The organism is Dyella sp., assembly GCF_035503745.1.
GTDB lineage: Bacteria > Pseudomonadota > Gammaproteobacteria > Xanthomonadales > Rhodanobacteraceae > Dyella_B.
The window spans coordinates 37,111-55,664 of sequence record NZ_DATJTC010000010.1 but is presented as its reverse complement, the minus strand read 5'-3'; the positions used below and the strand labels follow the sequence as shown (position 1 = coordinate 55,664).

The following is an 18,554-nucleotide window of genomic DNA, read 5'->3' as shown; positions in this document are numbered from 1 at the left end:
GACTCATGAGGGGCAATACTCGCTTCACATGATGCGTCGCTTTCTTGCCCCATTCCGTGCAAATGGATGTGCGGTGAATTTCTGCGCATCGCCTAACTATTTTGTACCCTGGCTTGCGCCTTCGGCGGTCCACTTCTTCAACCATGCGTTCACCGTGTCGTGCCAAAGCACGCTGTTCTGCGGCTTGAGCACCCAATGATTTTCATCGGGGAAGGTGAGGAATTGGCTGGGAATGCCCCGCCGCTGCAGTGCCGTGAACGCACCCAGTCCCTGGGTGATCGGAATACGATAATCATCGCCCGAGTGGATCACCAGCATCGGCACACGCCAATCTTTCACGTGGTTCAGTGGGTTGAATTTCTCGTAGTTTTCCGGCACGTCGTATTGCGTGCCGCCATTTTCGTGCTCTTCAAACCACAACTCGTCGGTGGCGTAATACATCATGCGTGCATCGAACACCCCATCGTGATCGACCAGGCACTTCCAAGGCTTGTTCCAGACTCCGGCAATCCAATACGTCATGTAGCCGCCGTAACTGGCGCCAAGCGCGCAGGCTCGATTCGCATCGAGGAAGGCGTATTTATCCAGCGCCGCCTGCCAGCCTAGCTTCAGGTCCTGCAGGGGCTTGCCGCCCCAATCTCCTGAAATGGAATCGGTGAAGGCCTGCCCATAACCAGTCGAGCCATGGAAGTTGACGGTGACGACCGCGAAGCCCTGTCCCGAGTAGGTCTGCGGATTCCAGCGGTAACTCCAGTCGTTGGTCATCGCCCCTTGCGGGCCACCGTGGATGATAAAGGCGACGGGGTATTTGTGGCCGGATTTGTAATCCGCCGGCTTCACGACATAACCCTGCACCGTCTCGTTGTTCCAACCCTTGAAGGTGAAGAACTGCACATCGCCCATCCTGGACTTCTTCAGGCGTGCTGCATTGAAATGCGTCACTTGCTTTAAGTCGCTGCCATCCAAATCCGCGGTGTAAAGATCGGCGGGATGCTTGAGATCGTCGCGCGCCAGCAAGATACGCTTGCCCGCGATGGAATACCCCTCCACAGAACCCTCGCTGACCAGCTTTTTAACCTTGCCACTGACAACGTCGATGGCAAACAAAGGATGTTGCCCCTCATCGTCGGCGGTAGCGAACAAGGTCTTTCCATCCGCGCCGACCTGCATGCTGCCGGGAGAACGATCCCAGGAAGGATCCACCTCACGCCTCACGCCGGTTGCCAGATTAAGCGCCATGATGGCGAAACGGTCAGCCTCGAAGCCCGGGGTCTTCATCGCCAGGTAGTAAAGCGTCTTGCCGTCCGGAGATGGCACTGGATAAGCGTCCCACGCCTTGTTGTCGGCGGTGAGGTCGGTAGGTGCCGCGGAACCGTCGGCGGGCACTTTGTAAACATCGAAGTTAGTCGACCATGGTTCGCTGTTGCCGGCGATGCGTACGCCGAAGTACACCGTCCGGCCATCCGGCGAAAAGGCCCATTCGCTATCGTCGCCGAACGGCTTGCTCGGCACATCGCCATCGATGCCGCGTGACAGCAGCGTTGGTTCTTCCGGCAACTGCCCGTCCTCTCCAAAACGCGCGATGTAGAGTTGGTCGCGGCGGCCATCGGCCCAGGTGTCCCAATGCCGCACAAAGAGCTTGTCATACAGCGTGCCTGAGGCCTTGTTCGCAGCGCGGCCATCGAGGCGCTCCTTGGTGCACGCCAGGCCGCGGCAATCGGTAAACACGGCATAAGCCAGCAGCACGCTTTTGCCGTCCGGCGACAGCTTGTAGTCGTCAATATCCAACGGTCCGTGACTTACCTGCACGGGGGGCTTTGTCGCAGCCAGGTTAAGGGCGCCTTTGATCGACTCAAAATCCAGCCGCCATAGCTGCGTGACGCCCGAAGCGGACGCCGTGTAATAAAGGCTATGCCCATCGGACGACCAGCGCGGCGACGAGGCGCCCTTGTCCACCACCTTTACCGGCTGGCCGCCATGCGCCAGATCCAGAACTTCGATCGCGTTGATGCCTTTGTTGGCGGCATAGTCGGTGCTGCGTACGCCAAACGCGGCATAGCGCCCATCGGGCGACAGCTGCGGGTCGCTGACCCGATCCATCATCACCAGGTCGCGCACATTGAAGGGATGCGGCTCGCTGCTTTCAATCGGAGTGCCGCCGGCTGGCAAATCCGACGCCGCGGCTGGCACTGCCAGCGCCAGCAGCAACGCGGCAATCAGAAGCTTCATGGTCGACCCCTTGCGATTGGCAAAGGGTCACAGTACGAGCGTATCCCGGGCGGATCAAGCTTGACGGCAAACCGTGAAGCGTGTCACGCCCGCCTTTGGGAACTGGTACGGAACATGCCTGCCTTTAGTTTAACTTCAGGGGGAATCCAACCATGTCACGCCAGGGCAGTTCCGCCGGCTTTACCTTGATCGAGCTGATGATCGTGGTGGCAATCATCGCGATCCTCGCCGCCATTGCCATCCCGGCTTACCAGAATTACCTCATTCGGGCACAAGTGACCGAAGGCATCACCTTCGCCGACGCCGCTAAAACAGCCGAGTGGGATTTCCTTTCCAACACCGGGCGTTTTCCTGCGAATAACGCTTCGGCAGGATTGGCCTCCGCAACGTCCATCGCCGGCAAATATGTATCAAGCCTCACCTTGGCCCCCGCCGGCCAAATCACCGTGACGTTCAACGGACCGCAAGCAAATGTCGCGATCAACAATCAGACATTGGTCTTTTCAGCCATCACATCCGCCAATACCATCAATTGGACCTGCACCAACAGCACCCTAAGCAACGTGTACCTGCCGTCAACCTGCAGGCGCTAAACCTTGCGCACAAACTGAACCAGACAGATAAAAACTGACAAAAAGTGTCAACCCGTGACAATTTCTGACCAAGGCTCATTCGGGCCAGTCTCTTTGGCCGGATTTCCTTGCAAAACCTTGACGTACGTTGCTTGTCGGGTTGCGTGACCCAAGCCACAATGGCAATCGCCCGGTACATCAACCGATGCATCGAGGGCGAACATGGCACACAAGGTGCATCGATACCGCGAGCTTCCTGGTCGTTCCTGGCTAAGGATGAGGGTCCGATCCCACCTAGGGGGATATGGGACTGGGGCTCAGGGGGCATCACTACGGTTAGCTAACCAAGAGGAACCATCATGAAGAACGTCCAGAAAGGCTTTACCCTGATTGAACTGATGATCGTGGTCGCGATCATCGCCATTCTCGCTGCTATTGCGATTCCGGCCTACCAGAACTATCTGATCCGCGCCCAGGTCTCTGAAGGCATGGTGCTGGGTAGCTCCCAGGAGACGGCGCTGGCCGAGTTCTATCAGAACACGGGCCGTTTCCCCGGCACTGCGGCGTCCGCCGGCCTACCCGCTAACGCTGGCAGCACCACGGGCAAGTACGTGACGGGTGTAACCCCGACGAGCGCCGGCATCATCGAAGCGACTTTCGGTGGCGCTCAGGTCAATACCGCGATCTCTGGCGACGTGCTGGCCCTGTCGCCGGTCACCAATGGCGGCACTGTTGCATGGTCCTGTGATGTGGCCGCCACCACGGTTCCCAGTAAATACCTGCCGACCAGCTGCCGTACCGGCGGTTAATATTCCACCATCTAGGGTAGTCGAAGGGCCGCCTCGCGCGGCCCTTCTTTTTTCGGAAGGCCGTGATGCAAAACCGCTACACCCTGAGGCCACTGTACTTGCTGCCAGCACTGCTTGCGCTGGCTTTTGCCATTTATTGGCCGGGACTCCGGGGCGGGTTTCTGTTCGACGATTTCGCCAACTTGCCCAGCCTAGGGGACACCGGACCGATCGATAACTGGCCCGCGTTCTGGCGCTATATCACCTCCGGAACGGCCGACCCGACCGGGCGTCCATTGACGCTGCTTACCTTTCTGCTTGATGCGCACAGCTGGCCCGCCAACCCGTTTCCATTCAAGCGGACCAATGTGATGCTGGGCGTGCTCAACGGCGCGCTGCTGTTCTGGTTGCTACAGAAACTTGGCCGCCTGCTTTTTCCGGACGTCGATCGGCGCCGCACGGACATGGCCGCGCTGTTTGGCGCTGGCTTTTGGCTGATGCATCCGTTGTTCGTCTCCACCACTCTGTACATCGTGCAGCGCGAAGCCATGCTGCCCGCAACCTTTACGCTGCTCGGCCTGTTGTCATGGCTCCATGGCCGAGCCGAATTGCAATGCGGGCGGACCGTTGCCGGTATCGTCTGGATCGGAACTGGATTGGGCATCTGCACAGCACTCGCCATGCTGAGCAAAGCCAATGGCATCCTGCTTCCGGCATTGGCGCTGGTGATCGAATACGTCTTGCTGCGCACCGCATTGAACGAGCATACGCGCAAGCAAAGCAGCTTCTATAACAAAACCATGTTTCTGCTGGCATGGGTGCCCACACTGGCAGTGGCTTGCTATTTGTTTCACGAAGGATGGAACGGTCTCGTCCACGGCATCTCATCGGCGCGCCCATGGACGCTGGGCCAGCGCATGCTTACCGAGCCGCGCGTCCTGCTGGATTACCTGGATTTGCTTTGGTTTCCCCAACCGTTCACGCCAGGACTCTTCAACGACCATATCCAAGTGTCCACCTCCCTGTGGTCGCCACCGACGACAGTACCGGCGCTGCTGGGGGTGGTTGGATTGATCTTCGTCGCCTGGAAATGCCGCTACCGGCGGCCCGCATTGGCGGCGGCGCTGTTGTTCTATTTCGTCGGGCAGTCGATCGAGTCCAGCACCGTTCCGCTGGAGCTGTATTTCGAACATCGCAATTACTTACCCGCCATGCTGATGTTCTGGCCATTGGCGTTGTGGCTGTGCAACGTAGGCCCAGTCGCCCTGAGCGCTGATAGAAGCGTACAAGTCCGCCCCTGGAGCCCAGACAATGCACCATCCGCTCCATTGCACGCGTCGACTTCAACGCCCGAAAACCGTTCGCGAAAGGAGTGGCACAAGGCCAAGTTGATGCTCGCCATCGTCGTGCTGCTGGGCTTGGGCCTGATGACCCACATGAACGCCCAGCTGTGGGGCGACACCCACGACCAGGCACTGCTGTGGGCTGCGCTCAACCCCGACTCCCCTCGCGCGCAAGCCAACGCTGCCGCCGCGGAGAGGATCGCCGGACACCCTGAGCTCGCCGTCGTACGTTTGCGGCGACTACTGACGAAGGAGCCGGATCAAGTACAGCTGGCCTTGAACCTTTTCAGCGCGGAGTGCCAGACGGGCCAAGTCGACTCGAGCACCATCATCGCCTCCCGTACCGCCTTACGCATCAGTCGCGATACGGGCAACGTATTGGTCCATTGGTTTGATGGGCTGATGGCACAAGTCGCACGACCGCCATGTCCGCAGGTTACCTTGCAAACGGTCGCCGAACTGCTTGATGCTGCGCAATCCAATGCCTATCTGGCAGCAGATACGGGGCGTTCACAGGATCTCCTTTACTTGCAGGGCCACCTGGCATTGTTGCGGGGAGACCCCAACGCCGCGCTCGCAGATTTCAACCAGGCACTGGATCTACAGCCGCGCGTCTCCACTGCGCTAGCGCAAGCAGCACTGCTGGGTTCCATGGGATTCCCGCGACAAGGACTCGCACATCTTGATCATTACGAAATGGTCAAACATCTGGCCAAACCCGCAGCTTTCGGCATGCCACGCCTGCATGCGTGGGTATTGGAAAAGCAGCTGTATTGGCCTAAAGAACTGGCGCATCTGAGCGCTACACTAAGCGGCGACGCCACCGCGCAGGCCCCCAGCAAAAAATGATATTCGCAAACCTAAGGAAGTCGCCCTTGTCGCGCACGTGGATCGGTTGGTGCGGGCTATGCATCGCACTCGCATTCACCTGCGCCGTATATTGGCCAGGCTTGTCGGGCACATGGCTTTTCGACGACTACCCCAATATTGTCGAAAACGAAGCTGTGCAGCCCAACCATGCGGACCTGCCGTCACTGGTCAATGCGGTGATTTCCTCACCCGCCAGCGAATTCAAGCGACCGCTCGCGTCGCTGAGTTTTGCCGTGAACTATCTTGCGACCGGCCTCGATCCGTATTGGATGAAGCTAACAAATGTTGTCATCCATTTACTGAACGGACTGCTGGTTTTTTTGCTGGCGCGCCGTCTGTTGTGGGCCGTGCACGAGCAGCAAAGAAACAGTACATCGACAAGCGGGGATTTTCGAAAACGCGAGGACGCGGCCTCGGATAAAGACGCAAGACAAACCGGCCTTACGGCCGCACTGATCGCCGCAGCGTGGATGTTATTGCCGATCAACCTCACTGCCGTGCTCTATGTCGTGCAGCGTATGGAGAGCATGGCGAATCTGTTCGTACTTCTAGGGTTGATCGGCTACGTTGCCGGCCGCTATCGCATGCTGGGGCTGCTTGCCTTGGGTTCGAGAAAGCCACCCGAATCACTTTCACGAGAAAATAGGGAGGGCTGGAAAGGATTCATGCTGTGCGCGATCAGCATCACGCTACCCACCGCGCTAGGCGCGACGGCCAAGGAAACGGCGGTGATGCTCCCTCTGTATGCGATCCTGATTGAATGGTCGCTGTTCCATTTCAGGATGCGAACCCACGGAACCGATCACCGATTAAGCGTCCTGTTTGCGGTGGTACTGGTGCTTCCGATGATCGCGGGCCTGGCATGGTTGCTTCCGCACGTGCTCCCCCCTGCCAACTGGGCCACCCGCGACTTCACCCTCGGCACACGACTGCTGAGCGAAACCCGTATCGTCATCGCCTACATCGTCTGGACGCTGCTGCCTGAGCCGCAGATGCTTTCCTTCTACCACGACGATTTCCACATCTCGACGGGACTGTTCACGCCCTGGACAACCTTCACCAGCATCGTTGGACTGGTTGTACTAATAGCGTTGATACTCTGGCTTCGCAGGCGCCGTCCGCTGGTCTCGCTAGGCATTGCCCTGTTTCTTGGCTGCCAGCTGCTTACAGCGACTATTTTGCCGCTCGAATTAATTTATGAGCACCGTAACTATTTCGCCAGCTTTGGCTTGATGCTAGCGATAGTGCCGTGGCTCACAGCCCTTTCTTCAGGGTCAGCGCCGTTTGCGTTGCCGCGTCGCGCCCTGCTGGCTAGCCTACTGTTGCTCTGGTCCGGCGAAACGTTATTCACCGCCATGGCATGGGGCAATCCACTGCGTCTGGCCCAGGCACTTGCTGCAAGAGCACATGAATCGCCTCGCGCCCAATACGAATTGGGGCGCACTTACATCATTTATTCGCAATACGATCCGCTATCTCCCTTCGTACAACTGGCTTACGCTCCGCTTGAGCGTGCCGCCGCACTTCCCGGCTCATCGATCCTGCCCGAACAAGCGCTTATCTTTCTGAATGCGCGCATGCATAGGCCACTGAAAGCCCAATGGTGGAACAGCATGATTGTCAAACTGAAGTCACACAAACCAGGCGTGCAGGACGAAAGTTCGCTGGGAGCTCTGACGCAATGCGCAACGCGCCATGAATGCGATCTGCCTAAGCAACCAATGACAATGGCCTATCTCGCAGCGCTTTCTCATCCCAATCCGAGCGCGCGCCTGCTCGCGATGTATAGCGACTATGCTTGGAACGTGCTTGGAGATCACACCCTCGGCCTACGTATGATCGAATCGGCCGTTGCAGCCTCACCCACCACCGCCGCCTATCGCATCACCGAGGCGCGCATGTATATCGCGCTGGGCCAAAGGGTACAGGTGGACCAGGCCATCGGCGCTCTCGAAAAACTAAATATCGGGGGTAGCTTGACCTCCGAGATCAGTGAGCTGAAACATGCTTCCGAATGAAATGGGAGCTCACGTCGCATTTCACGCACGGAGTACTAGCGCCCACTGTATGGCGTTGATTCCAGAATGAAAAACCCCATCGCCCGAAATACGTTCCACACCAGCGTCGTATTGGGCTTACGCCTCCTCGTACAGGCCGGGATACTGTTACTGGTTACCCGACTGCTTGGCCCTAATGACTACGGCCCTTTTGCCGGCATCACCGCGCTCGCGGTGATGCTTGGCACATTGTCGACACTTGGCACTCACATCGTACTGCTGGCGACCATCTCTCAAAATCCCGCCAAGCGTTCAGACATTCTGCCATTCGCCGTCACCACGACACTCCTGTGCGGCAGCATTTTATTTGCCGTATACACGCTTATAAGCCCTATTGTTCTGGGCAGATACAACCTCGACATCGGTGCTAGGTGCGCCATCGGCATAGCGGAGTTGCTAATCCTTCCGCTATTGACCATCCCCAGCGCAGAGCATCAAGGCCATGGCCGCATTCCGCTTTCGCAGGCACTTCTTAGCCTTCCTCTCGTGTTGCGCCTGGCGGTAGTACTCGGCGTGCTCCTCTTGCATGCACACTCGCCCGTAACAACTTACGCCTATGGCTACCTGGCCACCGCGATATTGGCACTGACCATCGCGACATTCAGCCTGCATGACGCGTGGCCGCCGATTTCAAGATGGCGCATGCCGACCACGTCTGAACTGAAGCATTCGGCTGGTTATGCGGTGCTCAACATAACGGCTGCCGGCCCCACCGAACTGGACAAGACGCTTGCACCACGCCTGTTGCTTCCCGTCACAGCAAGCGTCTATTCCGCCGCGGCCCGCGTGGTTGGCTCCCTCACTGTGCCGGTGATCGCGATGATGCTGTCGGTGATGCCAAGGTTGTTCCGGGACAGTCAGGTAAGTGGTCGGCAAACGCAGCGATTTCTGCTACAGGTGCTTGCGGCAGCACTCGGCTATGGCCTATTGCTTGGGGCCGCGCTCTGGCTGACGGCACCCGTCTTTACCTGGTTGTTTGGCTCCAACTTCGCGGGCATGCAGCGTGCCGTTCGCTGGCTATGCGTAGCGGCCCCAGGAATGAGCTTGCGTATCGCGTTGGGAACTACACTCATGTCCCTGCAGCACCCGTGGCTTCGGGCCACATTTGAGCTTGCAGGACTGGCGATACTGTTTATCGCAGCAACGATGTTGGCACCCCGATATGGTTTAGCGGGCATGGCACTCACCCTGGCATGCTCCGAGTGGGGCATGGCGATTTTCGGCAGCATCATTCTGGCAAAGGTTCGGCAGCATCCTATAGCTTCGCCATAAGCCGGTATGCGGAAAAGAGATCAAAACCCTGCTCCTAGGAATTGCAAAGCCGGCTATACATGTTGATGTAGCTTTGCAGCGCCGATTCCTGATTGAAGCGCTGGAGCGCCGCTTCCCGTCCGGCCCGACCCAATTGAAGGCCAAGCTCCCTGTTGCTTCCGATGCGCTCGCACAATCTCACCATATCCAAAGTATCTTCCTGTTCCGCGAGAAAACCAGTAACGCCGGGGATTACGATGTCGCGAATCCCGGTCACATCGAACGCCACCACGGGTTTCGCACACGCCATCGCTTCAAGCGCGGTATAGCCGAACCCCTCATAACGACTCAAACTGACCAGCATGTCCGCCGCATGGTACTCGGCTACCAGCTGTGCTAGCGACAAGCCGGTCTTGAAGGTCACGCCCAAGTGCATCTTGCGCTGCTCGGCCCGCAGCCCGCCTATAACGGTTATCGAAAACTGCTCGCCCAGTTGCGCGCGCAGTTGGGGAAGCAGATCCATGCCCTTGCGCTTTGAGCTGTTACCCACGATAAGGATGCGTGTCGTAGCGTCATGCGCGCGGTACGTTTCTCCTGGCTTGAACAGGTCTGTATCGACCCAGCCATGAATCAGCCGAAGCCCAGGCAAGGTAAATCGGTGGGAAAAATCTGCCGCCGCCGATGGCGTCATCGCCACCACTGCTGCGGCATGGGCGAATGACAGCCGCTCAAAATGACCGATCCAGTTATTGTGATAGATCGACTGAAGCCTTGTTTTCCAAGATGGGAAGCCATTGCGGTAAACGCAATGGAACGCCGTGATGACCAATGGCAAACCATGATGATGAAATACAAATCCGTTCCAGCTGTTCGCATGGACAAGATCCGTACCCGCAGGTGGATTAATGCGTCGCAACGCCCACGGATACAACTCAAAACGATGGTCAAACCATTGCAAACAGGCATCTATGCCATGTTCGCGCAAACCAGAAACAAGCCTCTCTACGTAAACGTCGCTACCGCTACCGGCACGCACCGTAGGAAACCATATGCGCATGTTCGAGCCCATGAGTTTAGTTTGCCGCCCTACGGAACGCTTCGGCCATGACCATCGCCGCTGTCGACCAGTCATGAGTGGGAGACCTCGGACTGGGCCGTGGCATTGTCAACACGGCGTCCAGTCCCTGACCTATCCCGAGCGGGGTAGGTTCAACGTAAACCGCACCGGGACCCCCGGCTTCTTTTAGCTCTGGCATATCCGTCGCAACGACTGGACAGCCATAGGCAAGCGCCTCGCTTACAGGTATGCCGTAGCCCTCATATACGGAGGGGAAGACGAAGGCATCGGCCAGCATGTATAGCGCTACAAGTGTGCGATCCTCGACATAACCCATCGGCTTTATCCACGCCGATTGCATCAGTTGAGCATCTTTGCGCGATTTGCCCCCCCACCCCGCAGCGCCGGCCACGACCAGCTGATGGCGAGCGAGATGCCCTTGCTCTTTTTGACTCGCCAGCGCATGGACGACTGCACCAAGGTTCTTGCGCGGCTCCTGCGTACCCACGGTCAAAATGTAGGGTTTGCTCACATCAAGCCTTTGGAGCGTCCGCTCCGCCTCCTCCTTCGTCGGCAAAGCACCGCGAAACGGGATGGCAGGCAATGCCACGCCATCGGCCGGGCGTCCAAATGTCGACTGAAGCCTCGAAGATGTCCCGTGTGAAATAGCGACTCGATAATTTGCCGAATGTACGGCCTGCGCAAACCAAGCCCGGTAGGCGAAGCGCGTCAGCGGCGCCATGGTCTCGGGCGCAAGAAGATGATTCAAGTCATAAATAGTAGCCACGCACGGCACGACTCCGATACCCAAGGGAAGCAAGGTGTTGGCGGCCCAAAAAACGTCGAGCTCATCCTTGCGCGCCAATGCCCCCATTCTGAAACGCGTCCAAAATACGGTTGGCAGCCTGCTCCAAACGGGGTGCGCATCGCACCGCAATACCCAACGCTCGGAAGGCAAACTCAATTTGAAGCCGGATCGCGTATAAAGGAAAAACTTCGCCGCGGGAAGCTCGGCATCGAGTGGCGCAAGCAAGTTGTAGATGTAACGACCTATGCCGCTCATCCCGCCACGCAAACGACTGGCGTCGATACCTATCCTCATAAGCTTCTGGGAGTGCCTCGTCAGATTCGATAATCCAGCGTGATATCCATTTCATGGGCCATCCGATTCGCCCTATCAAAGATATGCGCATATACGATGAAATGGCGCGACCCTCGGGTATTCAAGCTCCTGGTAATGCGGCTGCGGATACGTGCCGAAATAGTGCGTGATGCCAACCGCCACGGTGCCGATCTCAGACACCGCAGCGACCAGGTTCGGTCCGAGAACGGCAGCATGCGTGTCAGGCTCATTCAACCCTTGCCGCCGCTTTATTGCCAGCGAGCCCTTGGAATATACGCGCGTATCGCTCGCTGACCGATTTCCAGTCAAACCGCGCGCATAACGACGCCCTGACCCCAGCCGCCACAACTGGGGTCGAAGGATCGGTCAGCACGGCACTGACGGCTTTTTCTATGTCCGCAACCGAACCCGGCGCCACCAGGCGGGCATTCATCGGTCCAAAGACGCTGCGCACCGCCGGCAAGTCACCTAACACGACGGGACAGCCACAACCGGCAGCTTCGACCGAGACCAGCCCCAGACCCTCTTGGTCTCCCGAAATAGCCTTTACGAACGGTGCAACAAATACCGCGGCACGCCGATACAAGGCTGGCAACTCCGGCTGTGGCACAGCACCCAGGAAGCGGACTTTGGTGAGAAGATCCAGCCGCCGGACTTGTTCAACCAAGGCTTCTTGCTCCGGACCAAAACCCACAATCGTCAGATAGGCCGTAGGATGCGCCTGCAGAATGGCCGGCATGGCATCGATCAGATGGCGAAGCCCCTTTTTCTCCACAAGCCGTCCGACAAACAGAATTTCATCGCGCGAGCGCTGCACCACCGGGTCGGGCGTGAAGAGTTCCGATAGATCCACACCCATCGGCTGCACGCTGACTTTGTTCGCATCTGCGCCGATGACCTTTAACTCGCCGCGCATGGGTTCGCTGACGACCGTGACCGCCGCCGCCTTGCTGACCACAAATCGCTTGAAGGCATTAAGCGCCCTTCCCTGCAACGCAAACAAATCGGCGCCATGGGAAGTAACCAGAAACGGCGGGAACCCGCGCGACAAACCGCTTACGAAGGTCGCAACCAACCCCTGTGGGAGCAACCAGTGCGCATGCATCACGTCAATCCGACGCCTGCGAACCAGGCGCCAGGCGTGCCATGCCTGGGCCAGCACGAAAGTGGGAAGCAGCAGCGTCTTCCAGCGATGGCGGCGCAAGTTGGCGATGATGCCGCCATCGTTTACGAGCGTCTCCAAGCGGCGAGGCGCATAGCGATAGCGAATCACTTCCACGCCATCGAGCATTTCGCGCGCAGCGGCGCCGGGCGCACCAGGCACCAGGGCAATCACGTGGAAGCTCCCGGTCAGGCGTCTGGCAAGCTCGTGCACGAATCCCGGCTCCGGATCGCCGTGCCAACGCGGATAAGTCGAAGCGAGCACTAGGAGCGTCGGCCGGTTGGGGCGGGACGCTTCAGGCATCACGTCGGTAGGTCAGCGCAGTAATCTGCTCCGACACCAGCCCAATAAGAAACACGATGACCGCCGCACTCCACATGAGGGTGCTCATGTTGGTAAGCCTGCCCTCTCGTACGAACGTCCAGGCATAATTGGCACACCCCAACAAGAAGAAAATCACGCTCGCCGGCACGAATAGCTTAAGCGGCGAATAGAGCGTGGCGATCTTGAAGATGATCAACAGGAAGCGCAAACCATCACGCAGTGGCTTGATGTGGCTTTTGCCGATGCGCTGGGCCGCCTTGATATCCACGTACGCCACCGGATAGGCACTACGGAAAAATGCCATGGTGCTGGTGGTCGGGTACGAAAAGCCGTTCGGCAGCAGGTATAGAAACTCGCGAAATCGCTCCGCGCGCACGGCGCGGAAGCCCGAAGTGAGATCGGCCACCACGTGCCCGGTCATGCGCGAAGCCAGCCAGTTGTAGAGCGTATTGGCCAGTCCCCGCCCCACGCCGGCCTGGCTGCCCCAGTCGCGGGCGCCCACCGCCATGTCATAGCCCTGGCCCAGCTTTTCGACCAGCCGCTCGATGTCGGCAGGGTCGTGCTGGCCATCGCCATCCATGAAAATCAGGATGTCGCCCGTGGCCACCCGTGCCCCACGTTTGATGGCCGCGCCATTGCCCATCGAATACGGCGAGCTGAGGCACTGGACCCCATGCTTAAGACATAACGCGCGCGTGTCGTCGGTCGAACCATCATCCACGACGACGATTTCCGCTTCCGGCTGCGCCGATCTAAGGCGCGGCAATAGCGTGGCCAATGCAGGCGCTTCATTCTTGGCCGGTAAGATGATGCTGAGCTTATTCAAGCAGTTGGCTTCCCCAATTGACGCATGATCATAGCGCGTCATGGTCGCTTCACCTATGACGCCACGGTAACAACTAACACCTCGGCGGGGAATCGTGGACTGATTCTCGGCCTCCGCTTGCCTGCCCTTCCTTGACTCCGCCGCCACCCCCCGACTGGGGGCCCAGCAGGCGGATAGCCTACGATCCCAATGTGCGCTAAATTCGAAGCCAATCAGGGGCCTTAGGCAAATTTCGTATGTCATCGCAGCCGCAACCCACCACCCAAGGTTTGTCGGGCATGGCCCGTCGTCTGGTTTCCGAAGGGTTGCTACCCGAGGCCGACGCCCGCAAGGCGGTTGCCGACTCGGGCCAGCAGAAGAAGACGCTCACGGCCTGGCTGCTGGACCAGGGCCTGGTCGACAACGCGCGCCTGGCCCAGATCGCCTCGGCTGAATTCGGCATGCCGATGATGGACGTCAGCGCATTGGCACCGGCGAGCATGCCGCTCAGCCTCATCAGCCAGGAACTGATCAGCAAACACCAGGCCCTGCCCCTGCTCAAGCGCGGCAAACGGCTGTTTGTCGGCATCGCCGACCCCATGCAACTGCATGCCCTGGACGAAATCAAATTTCACTCCAATTGCATGGTGGAGCCCATTCTGGTGGAGCGGGCCCAGCTAGTCCGGGCCATCGACAGCGCCATCAGCACCATCAACCAGGTGGCTCCCGATCTGGGTGGTGGCGAACTGGAGGAACTGGCGCTTGAGACCGTCGACGAGGATGGAGAATCCGCCGGCACGGGCGTCGATGTGGGTGCCGACGATGCGCCGGTCGTTAAATTTGTTAATAAAGTGCTGGTCGACGCCATCCGCCGTGGCGCCTCGGACATCCATTTCGAACCCTTTGAAACGCAATATCGCGTTCGTCTGCGCATGGACGGCATGCTCAGGGCGGTGGCCAGCCCGCCCATGAAACTGGCCAATCGCATTTCTTCGCGCCTAAAGGTCATGGCCGGCCTGGACATTGCCGAGCGGCGCATACCGCAGGACGGCCGTATCAAGCTCAACCTGTCCAAAAGCCACGCGATGGACTTCCGCGTCAGTACGCTGCCGACCCTGTTCGGCGAGAAGATCGTGCTGCGTATCCTCGACAGCTCGTCGGCCAAGCTGGGCATCGACAAGCTCGGCTATGAGGAAGTCCAGAAGCAGCTTTACATCGACGCGATTCACAAGCCTTACGGCATGGTGCTGGTCACCGGCCCTACCGGCTCGGGCAAGACGGTGTCCCTGTATACCGCCCTCAATATTCTCAACACGGCCGAACGCAACATCTCCACGGTCGAGGATCCGGTGGAAATTCGCGTCGAGGGCATCAACCAGGTCCAGCAGAACGTCAAGCGCGGCATGACCTTCGCCGCGGCCTTGCGCTCCTTCCTGCGCCAGGACCCTGACGTGATCATGGTGGGCGAAATTCGCGACCTGGAAACGGCTGAAATTGCCATCAAAGCGGCGCAAACCGGCCACATGGTGCTTTCCACCCTGCACACGAACGACGCGCCGCAAACGGTTGCGCGTCTCATGAACATGGGTATTGCGCCTTACAACATCACCTCCTCGGTGACCCTCATCATTGCCCAGCGCCTGGCCCGCCGCCTGCACAGCTGCAAGAAGCCGATGACTTTGCCGGCGCAGACCCTGCTCAGCGCCGGATTCACCCAGCAGGACATCGACGAGGGCATGACCCTCTACGAAGCGGCCGGTTGCCCCGACTGCAACGAAGGTTACAAGGGCCGCGTAGGCATCTACCAGGTCATGCCCATGGTCGAGGACATCCAAAAAATCGTGCTTCAAGGCGGCAACGCGCTGCAGATTGCCGAAGTGGCGCGTTCCATCGGTATCAACGACTTGCGCGCGTCGGCGCTGCTGAAGGTGAAGTCCGGGGTGACTAGCCTGGCGGAAATCGACCGCGTCACCAAGGACTAACCCAGGCTCAGGCTGCCCTGGAACCATTCTCGTGCTGGACTTGCGTCGGAGACCACGAAAATGGCGACTGAAAGTAACGTAAGCTTGACGTTGTCCCGCCTTTAGCACCCGCGACGGCGCCGGACCGGATCATTTTGGGGGAACAGACGCATGGCCACGGTTACCGCTGCCACCAAGAACACCCGACAGCAGGGCGCTCAACGCGCGCAGGTCAGCCAGATGCCCACCTATGAGTGGGTGGCGCTGGATAAACGCGGCAAGCGCATGAAGGGTTCGATGCCTGCGAAGAATGCTTCGCTGGTGAAGGCCGAGTTGCGCCGCCAGGGCATGAACCCGCAGACGGTGCGCGAGCGCAACAAGCCGATGTTTGGCGGCTCGGGTTCCACGGTCAAGCCGCGGGACGTGGCTATCTTCAGCCGCCAGATCGCCACGATGATGGCATCGGGCGTGCCGATGGTGCAGGCGTTCGACATCATCTCCGACGGGCAGAAAAACCCCCGTTTCAAGACCATGCTGGTCGACGTCAAGCAAAGCATCGAGGGTGGCTCCACGCTGCATGAGGCGCTGGGCCAATACCCGGTCCAGTTCGACGAGCTTTATCGCAACCTGGTTCGCGCGGGCGAATCGGCGGGCGTTCTGGATACGATTCTGGATACGGTCGCCACCTACAAGGAAAAGACCGAAAGCATCAAAGGCAAGATCAAGAAAGCGCTCTTCTACCCCATCATGGTGATGGTGGTCGCCGTGGCCGTGATCATGATCATGCTGCTGTTTGTGGTGCCGGTCTTTGCCAAGACCTTCAAGGACGCCGGCGCCGAGCTACCCGCCCCGACCCAAATGCTGGTGAACATGTCGCAGTTCATGCAGCAATACTGGTTTATGCTCCTAGTGGTGATTGCCGGCAGCATCGTGGCGCTCATCATGGCCAAGAAGCGGTCGGTGAAATTCGCCCATTTTCTTGACCGCTTGACGCTCAAGCTGCCGGTCATGGGCAACATCCTCCGGCAATCGGCCGTAGCGCGTTTCGCCCGTACGCTCGGCGTCACCTTCCGTGCAGGCGTTCCCCTTGTGGAGGCCATGGACGCGGTGGCAGGCGCTACCGGCAGCATCGTTTATGCCGAAGCCGTGCACCAGATGCGCGACGACGTCGCGGTCGGCCATCAGCTGCAGCTGGCCATGCGCCAGACCGGGCTGTTCCCCAACATGGTGACCCAGATGGTAGCCATCGGCGAAGAATCGGGCGCACTGGACCATATGTTGTTCAAATGCGCGGAGTTCTATGAGGAAGAGGTCAGCAACGCCGTTGACTCGCTCGCCTCGTTGCTCGAGCCACTGATGATGGTGATCCTGGGTACCCTGGTGGGCGGCATCGTAATCGCTCTGTACCTGCCGATCTTCAAACTCGCCGGCACGTTCTAATCCATTACCAAGCGCGCCACATGGTTGCCGTCCTGCGGCAATAATGTGGCGCGTTTTTCATGACCAGGATCCGGGCATGCCCGATTTGCCGTTGACAGGGTGGATAGTTGTCGCAGGCGTGCTTGGCCTGCTGGTCGGCAGCTTCCTCAACGTCGTGATACTTCGCCTGCCGGCGCGGCTGGAAGCGCTCTGGCGCCGGGAGGCCCGTGATGTACTGGGCCTGGATGCCGCACCCGAATCGTTGCCGCCGGGGATTGTGCGCGAATCCTCGCACTGCCCGCATTGCAAGCATCCGCTGGCCGCTTACGACAACATCCCCCTTTTCAGCTGGCTGTTGCTCAAGGGCCGCTGCCGCCATTGCAAGGCGCCGATATCCATCCAATATCCGCTGGTGGAGCTGATGACGGGCGTGCTCAGCGCCGTCGTGGTCTGGAAATTCGGTCCCAACGGAACCGCCCTGGCGGGGCTGCTCCTCACCTGGGCGCTGGTCGCTTTGTCGGGCATCGACCTTCGTACCCAGTTGCTGCCGGATCAGATAACGCTGCCGCTGCTGTGGGTCGGCCTGCTGCTTAGCCTGGATCATGTTTTTGTCGAGCCGAAGCTTTCCATCCTGGGCGGTGCGATCGGCTATCTGAGCCTGTGGAGCGTGTATTGGGCATTCAAGCTGCTGACGGGCAAGGAAGGCATGGGCTTTGGCGATTTCAAGCTGCTCGCCGCGCTCGGCGCCTGGATGGGGCCGCTAGCGCTGCTGCCGATCATCCTGCTTTCTTCGCTGATCGGCGCGCTGGTCGGTGGCACGATGATCGCGCTGCGCAAGCACGGCCGCGACGTACCGATGCCGTTTGGCCCGTTCATCGCCATGGCCGGGTGGGTATGGTTCATCGCCGGTGAACCGCTGTGGCACGCTTACATGAGCGTGACCGGACTAAGGTAACCCAGCGCATGCCTTTCACCGTGGCCCTTACGGGCGGCATTGCTTCCGGCAAAAGTGTGGTGGAGCGCTGCTTCAGGACGCAGGGCGTGAATGTGTACGACGCCGATCACGCCGCGCGCGTCGTGGTGGAGCCGGGCAGCCAGGGCTTGGCGGCGATCGTCGCCGCCTTCGGCGAAGACGTCCTGAACGCCCAGGGTCAACTCGACCGCCCCGCCATGCGCCAGCGCGTGTTTGCCGACCCCACGGCGAGGCGAACGCTGGAGGCGATCGTGCATCCGCGCATCCGGCAGTGGATGCTCGAGCACGCGCAGGCGGACGAAGGGCCCTACGCCATCCTTGCCATTCCGCTGCTGGCCGAGAACATCGGCCACTACCGCTGGGTGGACCGGATTGTGGTGGTGGACGTACCCGAGGCCATCCAGGTCCAGCGCCTCATGGCGCGCGACGGCGTCGACGAGACGCTGGCCAGCCGCATCTTGGCCAGCCAGGCCACGCGCGCGGCCCGCCTGGCGCTGGCCGACGACGTGATCGACAACAGCGGCCCGGACACCGCGCTGGACCCCCAGGTGGCCGCCCTGCACCGCCGTTACCTGGCATTGGCGGCCGCCAGGGGCTGAAATCGGCGGCTTGGGCCTGCG

General features: G+C 59.5%; 14 protein-coding genes. 9 read left to right on the top strand and 5 right to left on the bottom strand.

Features of this window, described 5'->3' with window-relative positions; all coding sequences use genetic code 11:
* Nucleotides 1-96: 96 nt before the first annotated feature.
* Nucleotides 97-2,229, bottom strand: a complete 2,133-nt coding sequence (locus VME63_RS03780; protein ID WP_325430395.1) for a S9 family peptidase — start codon at nucleotides 2,227-2,229, stop codon at nucleotides 97-99.
* 152 nt (nucleotides 2,230-2,381) lie between these two features.
* Between VME63_RS03780 and VME63_RS03775 the strand changes: the two genes are divergently transcribed.
* From VME63_RS03775 to VME63_RS03755, 5 genes are all read left to right on the top strand, one after another.
* Nucleotides 2,382-2,822 (top strand): pilin, encoded by a 441-nt coding sequence (locus VME63_RS03775; RefSeq protein WP_325430394.1) that lies wholly within the window; start codon nucleotides 2,382-2,384, stop codon nucleotides 2,820-2,822.
* 338 nt (nucleotides 2,823-3,160) lie between these two features.
* Nucleotides 3,161-3,610: a pilin gene (locus VME63_RS03770; protein WP_325430393.1), complete on the top strand. Its 450-nt coding sequence runs from the start codon at nucleotides 3,161-3,163 to the stop codon at nucleotides 3,608-3,610.
* Between the two features lie 65 nt (nucleotides 3,611-3,675).
* Complete coding sequence (locus tag VME63_RS03765; RefSeq protein ID WP_325430391.1) at nucleotides 3,676-5,781, top strand: tetratricopeptide repeat protein; 2,106 nt, start codon at nucleotides 3,676-3,678, stop codon at nucleotides 5,779-5,781.
* Nucleotides 5,778-7,820 carry a hypothetical protein gene (locus tag VME63_RS03760; RefSeq protein WP_414648199.1) on the top strand — a complete coding sequence of 681 codons (2,043 nt, stop codon included), beginning with the start codon at nucleotides 5,778-5,780 and terminating at the stop codon, nucleotides 7,818-7,820. The genes VME63_RS03765 and VME63_RS03760 overlap by 4 nt, the downstream gene beginning before the upstream one ends.
* A gap of 66 nt (nucleotides 7,821-7,886) precedes the next feature.
* Nucleotides 7,887-9,131 (top strand): lipopolysaccharide biosynthesis protein, encoded by a 1,245-nt coding sequence (locus VME63_RS03755; protein WP_325430387.1) that lies wholly within the window; start codon nucleotides 7,887-7,889, stop codon nucleotides 9,129-9,131.
* A gap of 34 nt (nucleotides 9,132-9,165) precedes the next feature.
* Here the strand turns inward: VME63_RS03755 and VME63_RS03750 are convergent, their stop codons facing one another.
* The 4 genes from VME63_RS03750 to VME63_RS03735 all read right to left on the bottom strand — a co-directional run bounded on the left by VME63_RS03750 (nucleotide 9,166) and on the right by VME63_RS03735 (nucleotide 13,602).
* The gene (locus VME63_RS03750; protein WP_325430385.1) at nucleotides 9,166-10,179 is read right to left on the bottom strand and encodes a glycosyltransferase family 4 protein; all 1,014 of its coding nucleotides are present in this window, start codon (nucleotides 10,177-10,179) and stop codon (nucleotides 9,166-9,168) included.
* 4 nt (nucleotides 10,180-10,183) lie between these two features.
* On the bottom strand, nucleotides 10,184-11,269 hold the full coding sequence (locus VME63_RS03745) for a glycosyltransferase family 1 protein (protein ID WP_325430383.1): 1,086 nt from the start codon (nucleotides 11,267-11,269) through the stop codon (nucleotides 10,184-10,186).
* A 247-nt stretch (nucleotides 11,270-11,516) separates the two neighbouring features.
* Nucleotides 11,517-12,665, bottom strand: a complete 1,149-nt coding sequence (locus tag VME63_RS03740) for a glycosyltransferase (RefSeq protein ID WP_325430382.1) — start codon at nucleotides 12,663-12,665, stop codon at nucleotides 11,517-11,519.
* Nucleotides 12,666-12,747: 82 nt separating this feature from the next.
* Nucleotides 12,748-13,602 (bottom strand): glycosyltransferase family 2 protein, encoded by an 855-nt coding sequence (locus tag VME63_RS03735; protein WP_325430380.1) that lies wholly within the window; start codon nucleotides 13,600-13,602, stop codon nucleotides 12,748-12,750.
* 236 nt (nucleotides 13,603-13,838) lie between these two features.
* On the opposite strand from VME63_RS03735, the gene pilB reads away from it, so the two are divergent.
* The 4 genes from pilB to coaE all read left to right on the top strand — a co-directional run bounded on the left by pilB (nucleotide 13,839) and on the right by coaE (nucleotide 18,533).
* Nucleotides 13,839-15,563 (top strand): type IV-A pilus assembly ATPase PilB, encoded by a 1,725-nt coding sequence (gene pilB / locus VME63_RS03730; protein WP_325430378.1) that lies wholly within the window; start codon nucleotides 13,839-13,841, stop codon nucleotides 15,561-15,563.
* 150 nt (nucleotides 15,564-15,713) lie between these two features.
* Nucleotides 15,714-16,982: a type II secretion system F family protein gene (locus VME63_RS03725; RefSeq protein WP_325430375.1), complete on the top strand. Its 1,269-nt coding sequence runs from the start codon at nucleotides 15,714-15,716 to the stop codon at nucleotides 16,980-16,982.
* Between the two features lie 76 nt (nucleotides 16,983-17,058).
* Nucleotides 17,059-17,916 (top strand): A24 family peptidase, encoded by an 858-nt coding sequence (locus VME63_RS03720; protein ID WP_325430373.1) that lies wholly within the window; start codon nucleotides 17,059-17,061, stop codon nucleotides 17,914-17,916.
* 8 nt (nucleotides 17,917-17,924) lie between these two features.
* Entirely contained in the window at nucleotides 17,925-18,533 is a 609-nt protein-coding gene (coaE, locus tag VME63_RS03715; protein WP_325430371.1) for a dephospho-CoA kinase, read from the top strand.
* Nucleotides 18,534-18,554: the final 21 nt, after the last annotated feature.